We start from the raw sequence: 13,629 nt of genomic DNA, 5'->3' as shown, positions 1-13,629 counted from the left end.
ACCTCTTGAATTTCTGCCCGACTTAATTCTCCATCCAAAATCAAAAGCATACTTTCAACTTGTGGGGTAACTTGAGGGGTAACTTGGGGGGGTAACATATTTAATCGCATTAGCCTTATAAAAAGTAATACGAATATAATTATCAGATAGTTCAAAGCAATTAGCACTTCTTTTTTAAGAATAACAGATTCTTCACACCTCAAAAAGCCAAACCAAAAATTCTTTTGTACCTTTGAAGTCTCAAACTCATAACAGATAAGAATTGATGGTAAACGAAGAATTGGATGTACTCTTTAACGAGTGGAAAGCTCAGATGGAGACAGACGGACATAAGAACTTTTGTGCAGACGGGCTAATTCGCCAGTTGGGCAAAGAAGAACTTACTTGGATGAATGCAGAACGCAAGGTGGTTTTCCTGCTTAAAGAGCCCTTTAATAAAGAATTGCATGACATTCGCGATTGGTCGGGAAAGATGGAAGATATGAATATCCCCGATTTATTTTACAGTCGCATTGCAGCATGGCTATATGGTATCCAAAAGGCAACCTCAACAGAGTACCCTAGCCTTGAAACGGCTTTCTTCTCTAAAATACAATTGAAATCTCTACGTACCTACCCACACGCTTTTGTTAATATCAAAAAGAGTGCTCCCGAAGCTCGTACATACGATTCTGAGATCTACAATATGGGTATGAAATACAAAGATTTTTTAAAAGAGCAATTAGAGATATTAGAAGGTAATATTGTAGTGTGCTGTGGCCCTATCACTTTTAGAGTAGCCCAAGAAGTAATCTACGACAACAGACTAACAGAGATAAACGACTGGGTATATGTAGATACTCGCACCAAAACATTGTTTATAAATGCCTTTGAACCTACTGCCTCAAAAAACAATCGCCAGATGTACGACTGGATGATGGAAAAGCTTATTCAAGTATTATAAAATAGAGATGAAAGGATGTGTTGGGAAACCCAAAAACACATCCTTTTTTTATATTATCTAGACAGAAACGAATATCCACACAATCTGCTCCCACTCCCCTATTCAGTCCTCCCACGTAATCGTTTTTGAATTTCAAACTTGTATATCTGCCTAAAATTTAGTATATTATAGAAATAGATGCTTTACATCTAATAAAACACAAGTTAAGTGACACTCTTTGTATCACCCCTAATCTGTGCTTATGAGGAGTCATAAGTAACTCCCTTACAAACGACATAAAAAAGACTATAAAACTAAAATCTAGACTGTATGAAAGTTAAAAACATTAATGGTCCTGAGAATTACTACTATCCAAAAGGATGTAAATCTTGGATTGAATTTTGGGTAAAGAAAAAGAAACCCATCCAATTAGTAATCAACTGTCCTGCCTGTAACACGACCATACGACAAGACAAAGTAGAAGCAGCTCATGTACATAAAGCTGAAGGAAAAGATAATGCAGAATACATCGTTCCTGTATGTGAACACTGCTCAACCAGAGACAGTGTCTATAGTGTAAAAGATTCCCTACTCTTAGCAGTACCAGAATAGAGAAGTATATATCTAAACATATAGATATAGATTAGAAAAGCGACTATCACCAAGGTAGTCGCTTTTTGTATTTAAAATAAGAGAACGTTCCTCCTTGCAAAATATTATCTAAAAACAACTAAGCATAGAGATTATCATAACACCGACAAGAGACTATTTTGACACCGACAAGAGAATGACATGTCGGTGTCAAAGTAGATTCATCACTTTTTAATGGAATGAAAACTAGGGAGATATAAAATAGTAAACTAATCCTTTTTTATCTTACTCCTCACCTTCAGCCAGTCATCCGAAACAAAAAAAGCAGCTACATTTACTGTAACTGCTTTTTGCTAGTGGTACGCCCACAGGGATTCGAACCCTGGACCCATTGATTAAGAGTCAATTGCTCTACCAACTGAGCTATGAGCGCATCGCTTTATTTGCGATTGCGTTGCAAATGTAATATATTTTCTAAAAACATACTACATTATCTGATAAAAATTTCAAAAAAAGTTTGATTCTTTTATCCCAAAAGAAATCTCCCACTAATATCACGATTCAAAATATTAGCAGGAGATTTACAGAATAGAATTATAGTTAGTTATTAAAATTCTAATTTATAAGCTTTTAAGAAACTCTTCGATTTATTTATGGCATCGTACATCACGATATCATCTTCAATGAAAGGTACTACTTTACGATACTTCACTAACAAGTCTTCGAGCATAGGAGAAGTCTTTAATGGACGTCTAAACTCTATGGCTTGTGAGGCATTGAGTAATTCTATACCAAAAATCAAATCTAAGTTCTCTATTATTTTAGCCAATTTTGTTGCTGCATTAGCACCCATACTCACATGGTCTTCTTGCCCATTGGAAGAAACAATGGAGTCGGAAGATGCCGAGAAGCAATACATTTTATTCTGGCTCACCATAGATGCCGCAGCATATTGAGGTATCATCATGCCTGAATTCAATCCTGGATTGGCAACTAAGAATTCTGGTAATCCTCGTAAACCCCATATCAGCTGAGCTACTCTTCGTTCTGAGATATTTCCTAGTTCTGCCAAAGCAATTGCAAGGAAATCATAGACTATCGCAAGAGGTTGTCCATGGAAGTTTCCACCCGATATAATTTTGTCTTCATCTGGGAAGATAGTTGGATTATCGGTTACAGAGTTCAATTCTGTTAAGAGTACGGAAGCAACATAGCGAATAGCATCTTTTGAAGCTCCGTGTACTTGAGGTATACAACGGAAAGAGTAAGGATCTTGCACACACACTTTGTGCTGTTTAATCATCTCACTTCCCTCTAATATGTTTCGGATATTTTGTGCTGTTTCAATCTGTCCTTGATGAGGCCTTACTTGCTGAATACAATCGAAGAAAGGATCTAATCTACCATCAAAACCCTCTAATGAAAGAGCCCCTAGTAAATCTGAAATCTTAGCTAAACGGAATGCTCTTAGTATTGCGTAAGTACCATTAGCACTCATAAACTGAGTTCCATTCAATAGAGCCAAACCCTCTTTACTTTGAAGTTCAACAGGTTCCCAACCCATTTCTTTTAGTACTTCTTTAGAGCATTTCTTTTCTCCTTTATAATATACTTCGCCCTCACCTATCAAAGGTAAAAACAGATTAGCCAAAGGAGCTAAATCGCCCGATGCACCCAATGAACCTCTATCGTAAACAATAGGAAGAATATCATTATTAAAGAAATCGATAATTCTTTCTACAGTAAGCACCTGCACACCACTATGACCTAGTGATAGAGCATGAGCTTTGAAGAAAAGCATAAGCTTCACTACTTCTCGTGGCACTTCTTTACCCACACTACAAGCGTGGCTTTTTACTAAGTTCTCTTGTAAAGTACTCAATTGATCTAAAGAGATGCTTTTATCGCATAGAGAGCCGAAGCCCGTTGTAATACCATATACAGGGACATCCGATTCTTTAATCTTTTCATCTAAGTAATCGCGGCATTTTTGGATGCGTTGTACAGCATCGGGGTGTAGTTTTAATTTAATGTTCTCAGAGAGAACTTGTTCTATTAACTCGAAAGTTAATTCTGAACTACCTACAGAATAGACATTTTTCATAAGTAAAGATCTTTAGTGACTTGAGTTCTTAGTTTTTCTTCTCTTGCTATTGCTTGGTTTTCTAGAGCTACTACTTCATTTTCTAGCTCTTTGGCTTTTGCAGTATCTTTTAATCCTCCTAGATTGATGCGCACATTTAAAGCAGCACCCAAAACAGCATTACGGGCAGACATCATAGCGATACATCCATCTGTAACTGCATTTTGATTACCAAATTTGACAACAGTTTCAATCATATCCATTATTTCAAGAGCCTTCTTAGCTACTTCCAATGGAACTTCTGCTGCATATAAGGTACCTTCCTGGATTGCCTGACTTCTTTTTGCTTTTTCTTCGTCTGTTTCTTTAGGCATCTTAAAGCAATTGAATACTTTATGATACGCATCAGAATCCTTATCAATCAGAGTAAGAAATTCTTGTTGGTAAGCTTTCATACATTTAATGGTATCTTCCATGATATCATTGTATTCTGCATACTTTTTCTTACCTACAGTAAGGCCACCAACCATAGCGGCTAAAGAAGAAGCTACTGCTCCATAAAAAGCAGAAACACTACCTCCTCCTGGCACAGGATCATTCCCTGCCACTTTATCTAAAAATCCTTTGACGGTTAAGTCTACAAGTTTGTTTTCCATAGTATGTGAGATTCTAAAGTATTAGTTTTGAGGTATTATCTTACCTCCTTTTATCGTAGTTTGTACAGTGTTCATTCCTATATAGTAAGGCAGTACATAGTAATCATCGCTCATAAGCACAATTAAATCTCCTGCTTTACCTTTTTCTATACTTCCTATTTTATCTGCTCTATCAATGGCTGCCGCTCCATTTAGAGTCAATGCAGTAATGGTTTCCTCTATGCTTAGTTTCATGTAGATACATGATAAAGCAATAGTTAAAGGAATAGAGCCAGAGAAGCAGCTTCCTGGATTTAAATCTGTAGCCAAGGCTACTGCACATCCGCTATCAATCATTTCACGACCTCTAGCAAACTCTTCTTTCAAAGCAAAAGCAGTAAGTGGCAATAGTGTCGCAACCACATTTTTATCTGCCATATCTTTGATTCCTTGATCTGAAGCATGGAGAAGATGATCTGCAGAGAAAGCACCTAACTCGGCAGCCAGTTCGGCACCACCAAGAGATACAATTTCATCTGCATGAAGTTTGAGTTTGAAGCCCAAAGCCTTTGCAGCACTCAATATCTGTCGAGATTCCTCAATAGAGAAAACTCCTTTTTCACAAAAGACATCTACAAACTCAGCTAAGTTCTTCTCTTTGACAACGGGAAGGACTTCTTTATTCATAAACTCGATGTACTCTTGCGTTTTTCCTGCATATTCAACAGGCAAGGCATGTGCTCCAAGGAAGGTCGTGATGATATCTACAAAGACATCTGGATCTTCATTTAACTCATGCATTACTTGCAGTTGAAGGAGTTCGGTGTCTTTGTCTAAGCCATAACCACTCTTACCTTCTACTGTGGTGACTCCCATCTCTGTCATTCTATCTAAGAAGATTTTACTCTTATTCTTTAAATCTTCAAAAGAGCAAGTTCGGGTTGCACGAACAGTGTTCATTATCCCCCCACCCTTATTCATGATAGACATATAGCTTTCACCCTTCAATCTCCAAGAGAATTCTTCTGAGCGTTCTCCCCCAAAGACAAAGTGAGTATGAGAATCGACAAAGCCTGGCAATACGCATTTTCCTTTTACATCTAAAACCTGAAAATCTTTTTTGCTTTCGGCTTGCTTGTAATCGGCTTCTGTTCCTACATAAGTTATTATACCATCTGTTATTTCTATTACACCATTGGATATTGATTCCAATTGAGACATCTGCTCTCCTTTTAGAGCAGATCTTCCTTTTGGGGTAACAATATGTGCATGACGTATTATTAAGTTTTCTTTCATAGCTTATTCCATTATTCTTGATTCAAGAACTTGGTCCATGCTGAAGTTTTCTATGCCTAAATAGTATTCTGCTGTATCTATCAATGCAGCCATTGGAATTAAACCAATTACTTCACTTCCCACAATAGATACTCCATAGCGGCGAGCTTCAATACGAATCAGTTCAAATACTCTATAAATAGCTGTGCGTGTATAATCGGTCAAGTTCATCGAAACTTGAGTAATATGGCGTTCGTGTAATTCTACTCCCATTGCTTTAACAAAACGAAGTCCACCATTAATATGTCTGATGTTCTTACCAATCTGAGTAGCAATTTCCAAATCAGAAGTATTCAAGTTCACATTGAAAGCAACTAGAGGCATACGAGCACCTACTGCTACTGTTCCTGCTGTAGGGTGACGTTCTGCTGGACCAAAATCAGGATGCCACTCGGGTTCTTTGATCTTCTCTGCCATACCTTCAAACTGACCTTTTCTTACTTTAGCCAGATTTTCACGGTGTGGAGCAGAAGCAGATTTTTCATACAAGAAAACAGGGAACTTCAACTCTTCTCCTAGAATCTTTCCTACCGCTTTTGACATTTCAATAGCCTCATCCATATCTACATTTTTGATAGGGATAAATGGAATTACATCTACTGCTCCCATTCTAGGGTGCTGACCTTCATGTTTGTTTAAATCGATCAACTCGATAGCTAGTTTAGCTGCTTCAACCACAGCCTTTTTAAGAGCCTCGGGCTCGCCCACCACAGTAACTACTGTACGGTTATGATCTTGATCACTACTATAATCTAGCAGTTTAACTCCTTCTTTTCCACGGAAAGCAGAAACTATTTTTTCTACTTTATCTAAATCTCTTCCTTCACTAAAGTTTGGAACGCATTCAACTATTTTTGTCCAGGTCATAATTCTGATTTTAATATATTATTATTTGATAAGATCTTTGATTAACTCATCGTCTGCTACATAAGGCATGGTGATGTGGTAGTAATCACTGTGGGTTTGATTAAACTCTTCGCTTGTTTCAATAGCGTGTTCGTTACGTGCCCATGAACGACGAGCTACACCTCCCATAACGTCCCAAATCATAGCCGATTTTAGGATTTCATCTACACGGCGACTTCCATCGCATACCATACCAAAACCTCCGTTAACAGACTTTCCGATACCTACTCCACCACCATTGTGAAGGGCTACTAAACTCATACCTCGAGCACAGTTACCGGCAAAGCATTGTACAGCCATATCAGCCATCACATTACTTCCGTCTTTGATATTTGATGTTTCTCTAAATGGAGAATCGGTACCACTTACGTCGTGATGATCTCTACCTAACATGATAGGTCCAACTTCACCATTACGTACCATTTCATTAAACTTCAATGCAATATTCATTCTACCTAAAGCATCTTGATAAAGAATACGGGCTTGAGTACCTACAACTAATTGATTCTTTTCTGCATCTCTAATCCAGATATAGTTATCCATATCCTGTCCTCTTCTATCTTTGTCGATGCAAGCCATAGCCGCCTCATCCGTTTTATGAAGGTCTTCTTTCTTTCCACTTAGGCATACCCAACGGAATGGACCATATCCATAATCAAATAGTTTAGGACCCATAATATCTTCTACATAACTAGGCCAGATAAATCCATCTTTTTCATCTATTCCATTCTTGGAGATTTCTTTTACGCCAGCATCATAAATAGCTTTCATAAAAGAGTTTCCATAATCGAAGAAGTAGGTTCCTTTGGCTACTAACTTCTCAATTACATGGAAGTGACGAACCAATGTTTCATCTACCAACTGATTGAATTTCTTAGGATTTTCTTCTAATAAGCGAGTTCTCTCTTCAAAGCTAATGCCCACAGGACAGTAACCTCCCTCATACACAGCATGACAAGAAGTTTGGTCTGATAAAAGTTCGATATGAATATTGTTTTCTACAGCATATTCGAGCAAGTCTACAATATTACCATGATAAGCTATAGAGCTAGCTTCTTTCTTAGCCATAGATTCTTGGGCTAAACGGAAAGCTTCTGGAATTTCTTCGGCAATATGGCTTACCCAACCTTGATCATAACGAGTTTGTATTCGAGAAGAGTCAACTTCAGCAATAATGGCTGTAGCACCTGATATTTCTGCTGCTTTGGGTTGAGCTCCACTCATACCTCCTAGTCCAGAAGAGACAAATAAGTGTCCTCTCAAATCTCCATCCTCGGGTACACCTAGTTTCATTCTACCCGCATTTAGCAATGTATTAAATGTTCCGTGAACAATTCCTTGAGGTCCGATATACATCCATCCACCAGCAGTCATCTGACCATAATTGGCTACACCCATTTGTGCAGCAATGTGCCAATCGTGCTGATTATCAAACATACCAATCATCATTGAGTTGGTAAGGATTACTCTTGGAGCCTCTGGTTTCGATTTAAATAAGCCTAGAGGATGTCCAGATTCTAATACAAGTGTCTGATCTTCGGTTAGTACTTCAAGATATTGTTTTATTAGTTGGTATTGCATCCAGTTTTGGCATACCTGACCCGTTTCACCGTAGGTTACCAATTCATAAGGATATAGAGCCACATCGAAGCAAAGATTATTATCAATCATGACTTGAAAGGCTTTTCCTTCTACACATTTACCTTTATATTCATCAATCGATTTAGCCTTTAAATCTCCTTGAGGTCTGTATCGGTATCCATAAATTCTACCATGAGTATGAAGCTCTTCTAAGAATTCAGGAGCTAACTCTTTATGTAAGTTTTTAGGAATATAGCGTAATGCATTTTTTAACGCTATTTCTGTCTGTGCTTTTGTAAGCGTGTATCCCCTATTGGGAGCACGTCTTATACCCTCAACAAAACTAGGGTATTTAGGTAGTTCGGTTGATAGTGATATATTCATAATATTCGAATTTAAGTGTTGTAGGAAAGATATAAACTTTTTAACAGAAAAAGTAGTAATCCGATTAAAAAAGTTATAATTATTCAACTGATATAGAATGACTTAAACAAGCTTTTTAGCTGCATATAAAAACGAATTGTCAGCAGAAATAAAGAAGAAGTAACTTTAAACTCATATTTAAATTAAATTTCTATTGATATGATATTATAATCGCTTCAATTCTTTCTCTAAACTTTTTTTAAACAAGAAGAATATAGGCAAGAGAAGGAAAAGCTTAGCTTATAATTCACCCCTAAAACGAGTATCCATAAGAACCTCTTTAGTTCTTGATACAATGAATACTTTTCTTCTCTATTCTCTGTTACACTTCACAACAAAATACTACTTACTATATATTATAATAAGGTCTTAAAGCTTTTATATCTAATCGAACCCCATAAGACTTCTCTTCCAATGCGAAATTTAAAGAGAAGTCTCATTTTATTTTTGTTTGAATATCTTCCTCAATATTAAAAAAAATGACAGTAATTCGTCCTTTTCTTCTATCATTTAATTACTCTCTATCTCTCGTAATTTAAAGTCCAACAACTTCCCTAAGTTCTTCATTTATAACAAATAAACATCACTATTTGTAAAATATACTTAAAAATAAAGACTTTGTTAAAATAACACATAATCACTATTCATTAATAATCAATCTATTAAGAAATATTCTATTTTTATTTGTAAATAAACATTAATATCTATCTTTGTAATCGTTTTGGTAATCGGATACAATTTCAAATCTCCGATGTAAGGGAATCCAGTGAGATACTGGAGCTGTACCTGCAGCTGTAAATCCTCATTATGTTAGTTGAATTGCCGCAACACTGTGTAAAAATAAACATGGGAAGTTTTTCAACTAGAGGAAAGCCAGAAGACCTGCCAGATAATTAAGAAAACACCAAGCTTCCAGGATTTGAAGTCAATGTGCATTACACAAATAATGTATTCCTACTTTATTCTCCACTGAGGAAACTCGATGTTTTTATATTAGATCAATTATTAATATAAAACAGAGATGCTCAACTTATTTACGCCCTCATTATTTCGATTATCGAAGTTTTACCTTTTATGTATATCAAGCTATTTATTAGTTGATAGGCACAAACCCTTAATAGACTGAACTCAAAATTACAAACATTCCTCCATACGTAATCCATAAAACAATCAACTACGAATGAAATACGTTCTACTCTTTTTATCCTTTTTCTTCACTATTCCTGCTTTCTCTCAAAGTAATTATACGATTTCGGGACAAGTAAAAGACACCAAAGGCAACCCTATTTCTCAAGCTCTTATCGTGGATAGTAAAAAGAATAAAGGTACTTATACTAACGATAAAGGATATTATCAGATTGATCTACAAGTTGGTAAAAACACTCTTACTGCCACTTGCTTTGGCTATAAAGATGCCTCTATAACTCTTCAGGTAAGTAGAAATGAGGTAGTAAACTTTCAATTGAAGGAGCAACCTCTCCTACTCCAAGATGTACAAGTTTATGGGAAGTCGAAGAGCCTGCAAACCCGTGAAGGAGTTTTTGCCGTGAATGCTCTTGATGTGAAACCCATCATCAGCAACCTGAATAATCTCAACACTTTAGTGGGAAGAAGTTCGGGTATTAAAGTACGTGAAGATGGGGGTGTAGGTGCCAATTTTGATTTAACTATCAATGGTTTATCGGGCAATGCCATACGCTATTTTATTGATGGTGTGCCTCTTTCATCTATGGGAAGTGGCATCAATTTATCCAATTTACCAATCAACATTGTAGATCGTATTGAAGTTTATAAGGGTTCTGTACCTGTTGAACTAGGTTCTGATGCTCTAGGTGGAGCAATCAATATCATCACCAAAAATGATATACAAGATTACTTAGATGTTTCCTATGGGATAGGTTCATTTGATACGCACAAAGCCGACTTGAGTGGACAATATACTCTTGCTAAAACAGGTATTATCATAAAGCCAACTCTAGGACTCAACTTTTCCAAGAACAACTATAAGATGAAGAATGTAGAAGTATGGAACAAAGAAGAACAAGAATTTCAAGAAATAGATACGAAGCGTTTTCACGACAAATACTTCTCTGCCTTTGGAAAGGTTGAAGTTGGGGTTACTCGCAAAAGATGGGCAGATAGTTTCTTCATTTCTGCTTCAGCCTCATCTATCAATAAGCAACTCCAAACGGGTTCGGTACAAACATTTGTTTACGGTAAAGCAAAGAGAGAGAATGAGGCTTACACCCTTGCTGCTCATTATAAAAAACAAAACTTTATTGTTCGCAAATTAGCAGCAGATCTCACTCTATCGCACTCGTGGGATAAATCTATGGTAGTAGATACTGCCTACAGAAAATACAGTTGGGATGGTAGTTACCAAGAGAGTTCAAGAAATGAAATATTAGGAAGAAGAAAGTCTATCCGACATATCAAACGACCCAAAACTCATCTCCGTTCCAACTTTAATTACAAGTTGAACCCTAGTCATAATCTAAACTTAAATTATCTCTTAAACCGAACAAGTAACGACAGATATGATGAGCTAGATGAAGAGTTTGAACCCTCAAAGGATAAGTTAACAAAACACATTATAGGGCTATCCTATCAACAGAATTTCTGGAAAGAGAAGTTATCTAATACCTTTTTCGCAAAGAATTATATCAACCACCTATCAATAGGGCAAACTGATTTGTCGTGGATTACAGGTTCTAAAGATGTTCCACAATCTTCTACAACCAACAACTGGGGTTATGGACTAGCTAGCCGATTGAATATCTTTCAAGCCTTGGCCATCAAGGCTTCTTATGAGCATAGTGTACGCCTTCCTCTTTCCAGAGAATATCTGGGTAATGGAACAACAATCTATCCCAATTTCAGTCTAAAGCCTGAAAACAGTAATAATATAAATTTCGGACTCTTTGGTTCGATAGGTTCGCCCAATGCGCATCAACTCACTTATGAAGGCAATTATTTTATTCGAGATGTAAAAGATTACATCCGACTAGTGGTAACAGATGCAGAGGGAACAAGTCAGTATAGCAACGTAAAAAATGTAAAGATTAATGGAGTTGAAGGAGAATTAAGATACGATTATGCAGATATCATACAGGTGGTATTCAATAGCACTTACGTAGATGAGAAGAACACTTCTAAGTATATGCTCAATGGCAAACCCGATATTACTTATAAGAACAGAATCCCCAATCACCCATGGCTATACAGCAATTTTGAATGCAGCTATAAGTTAAAAAACTTATTTGGCAATGCAGACAATCACTTAAAGTTGGCTTATTACTTTCAATACGTGCATTGGTTTTACCTTACGTGGGAAGGGTATGGCTCTTTGGAAAGTAAATCGACTATCCCTACACAATGTACTAGCGATCTGCAATTATCATACTCTTTCCACCAAAACAGATACAATGTATCGCTTGAGTGCAATAATATATTCGACAAATTGGTTTACGACAATTTCATGTTGCAGAAACCTGGTCGTTCTTTCTTTTGCAAATTCAGACTATTTATAAATTAAAATCAAACACATGAAAACATCAAAATTTTATGCGTATGCACTTACTTTTTTATTATCAAGTGCATTTATGGTATCTTGTTCAGATGATGACAAGAATGAACTAGACCCAACAAAGGGAAACGAAACAGAAAAAATCGTAGAGAAAAAACACTTTGACATTTGGGTGTCTTTGGGTGGAACATCGGGTATGGGTAAAAGCAAAACTCAGCTCGTAATGAATGTCAATTCTCTAGAGGAGCAAGAAAAAGCAATCGACTTTAAAGGGGTAGCTGCCGATGTAACTGCTATGCTTAATCAGGAGTCGATCATCAATGGTAAATATTACTATCAAGTTCCTAAAAACACAGGTCGTATCGGTAAATATCAAATTTCCAACAAGAAAGCAACAACTATTAAGGAAATTGCTTTTAGCAAAAACACATTCTTAGACAGAAGATATTCTCATGCTTGGATTGACGATACTACTTTCGTTATTGCAGCTGCTAGTGGGGATAAGAAGCAAGTGATTTGGACTAAAATCAATGCTGAAAACTTAACCATCACTGCTGAAGGTACTTTAAACCTACCTGCTCTACCTGAAGGTGGGAAATTCAGTACATCAGGCTTACTTAGCTACCGTAAAGCAGATAAGAAATTAATCTATCTTTATACAGACAAGAATAAAAAGGCGGCTAAGCAATTCTTCTATGCCTTCATTAATCCAGCAACAATGGAGGTTGAAAAAACAGGCCTAGAAAATAGAGCCGAAGAAATGGCTGGTACTGCTTATGGCGAACTTCTTCAACACAAAACTTTCTTTGATGATAAAGGCAATTTCTATTTAGCTTGTAGCTCACAATTACAAGATGCTGCTCCTAGTGTTTCTACAGATAAAGATAGAAAGAGTACAGAGAAATATGGTTCTCTATTGAGAATCAAGAAAGGAGAATCCTCATTTGACAAAACTTATGTAGGCTTTAGCAAAGGAGAAAATGATCGTAAAGGTAAAATTGTAACTGTAGATTACTTAGGCAATGACGAAGCTCTACTTTACATCCAAGACCCTGAATATACTAAGGCTCCTGGTTGGGGTGCCAACTATAACTGCTACTATGCAGTACTTGATCTTAAAACAGATAAGCTAGAAGTATTAGACCTACCATTTAGTGAAGGTACATTCTCACAAAGATCATTGGTAGAAGGTGATAAAGCTTATATTGGTGTAAACCCAGAAAAGACTGCTCCTTGTGTTTATATCTACGACATCAAGTCTAAAAAACTAACACAAGGATTAAGCATCACAGAAGGTTATTCATTTGATAGAATAGTATCTATCACAGAATAGTTTTTAATCATTATATAATTAGAGGGAAATGGGCTAGGTTCTGCAACGGACTTAGCCCGTTTTATATACCTCCTACCCTCCCAGTTTACCAAAACTCCCTCACTTCTTATTGGTATAAAAATACGCAAACAACAATACGTGTTCTGAATCGAGGACAGAGCTATACTTTGAAAGGGTCAAAAAGTGATCATGTCGGTGTCATCGTATCATCATGTCGGTGTCATGATGATATCTTGACCTAGTCAAAGTATGAAGCCACTAAGTAAACTTAATATTTATACACAATCTGAATAT

General features: G+C 36.6%; 9 protein-coding genes, 1 tRNA gene and 1 riboswitch. Of the genes, 4 read left to right on the top strand and 6 right to left on the bottom strand.

The window, feature by feature from the left end; translation table 11 throughout:
* Nucleotides 1-265: 265 nt before the first annotated feature.
* Both K8V80_RS02490 and K8V80_RS02485 read left to right on the top strand, forming a co-directional pair.
* Nucleotides 266-943 (top strand): hypothetical protein, encoded by a 678-nt coding sequence (locus tag K8V80_RS02490; RefSeq protein ID WP_276775225.1) that lies wholly within the window; start codon nucleotides 266-268, stop codon nucleotides 941-943.
* A gap of 309 nt (nucleotides 944-1,252) precedes the next feature.
* Entirely contained in the window at nucleotides 1,253-1,534 is a 282-nt protein-coding gene (locus tag K8V80_RS02485) for a hypothetical protein (RefSeq protein ID WP_276775223.1), read from the top strand.
* 336 nt (nucleotides 1,535-1,870) lie between these two features.
* Here the strand turns inward: K8V80_RS02485 and K8V80_RS02480 are convergent.
* From K8V80_RS02480 to K8V80_RS02455, 6 genes are all read right to left on the bottom strand, one after another.
* A tRNA-Lys gene (locus K8V80_RS02480) sits at nucleotides 1,871-1,946 on the bottom strand.
* 174 nt (nucleotides 1,947-2,120) lie between these two features.
* Nucleotides 2,121-3,617: a histidine ammonia-lyase gene (gene hutH, locus K8V80_RS02475; protein ID WP_276775221.1), complete on the bottom strand. Its 1,497-nt coding sequence runs from the start codon at nucleotides 3,615-3,617 to the stop codon at nucleotides 2,121-2,123.
* Nucleotides 3,614-4,252, bottom strand: coding sequence for a cyclodeaminase/cyclohydrolase family protein (locus tag K8V80_RS02470; protein ID WP_276775219.1), 639 nt, complete (start codon nucleotides 4,250-4,252; stop codon nucleotides 3,614-3,616). Before K8V80_RS02470 ends, hutH begins: the two co-directional genes overlap by 4 nt.
* 21 nt (nucleotides 4,253-4,273) lie before the next feature.
* Complete coding sequence (gene hutI / locus K8V80_RS02465) at nucleotides 4,274-5,527, bottom strand: imidazolonepropionase (protein ID WP_276775217.1); 1,254 nt, start codon at nucleotides 5,525-5,527, stop codon at nucleotides 4,274-4,276.
* A 3-nt stretch (nucleotides 5,528-5,530) separates the two neighbouring features.
* Nucleotides 5,531-6,433, bottom strand: a complete 903-nt coding sequence (ftcD, locus tag K8V80_RS02460; RefSeq protein WP_006744585.1) for a glutamate formimidoyltransferase — start codon at nucleotides 6,431-6,433, stop codon at nucleotides 5,531-5,533.
* Between the two features lie 21 nt (nucleotides 6,434-6,454).
* Entirely contained in the window at nucleotides 6,455-8,437 is a 1,983-nt protein-coding gene (locus K8V80_RS02455) for a urocanate hydratase (RefSeq protein ID WP_276775215.1), read from the bottom strand.
* Between the two features lie 744 nt (nucleotides 8,438-9,181).
* A riboswitch (cobalamin riboswitch) is annotated at nucleotides 9,182-9,380 on the top strand.
* Between the two features lie 276 nt (nucleotides 9,381-9,656).
* Here K8V80_RS02455 and K8V80_RS02450 point away from each other — a divergent pair.
* Nucleotides 9,657-12,011: a TonB-dependent receptor gene (locus K8V80_RS02450; protein ID WP_276775213.1), complete on the top strand. Its 2,355-nt coding sequence runs from the start codon at nucleotides 9,657-9,659 to the stop codon at nucleotides 12,009-12,011.
* 10 nt (nucleotides 12,012-12,021) lie between these two features.
* Nucleotides 12,022-13,335 carry a hypothetical protein gene (locus K8V80_RS02445; RefSeq protein ID WP_276775211.1) on the top strand — a complete coding sequence of 438 codons (1,314 nt, stop codon included), beginning with the start codon at nucleotides 12,022-12,024 and terminating at the stop codon, nucleotides 13,333-13,335.
* The last annotated feature ends 294 nt before the right edge of the window (nucleotides 13,336-13,629 follow it).

Origin of the sequence: Bacteroides coprosuis (genome assembly GCF_020741705.1) — a bacterium.
GTDB lineage: Bacteria > Bacteroidota > Bacteroidia > Bacteroidales > Bacteroidaceae > Bacteroides_E > Bacteroides_E coprosuis.
The sequence above is the reverse complement of the archived record's forward strand: the minus strand, read 5'-3'. Positions and strand labels throughout refer to the sequence as shown.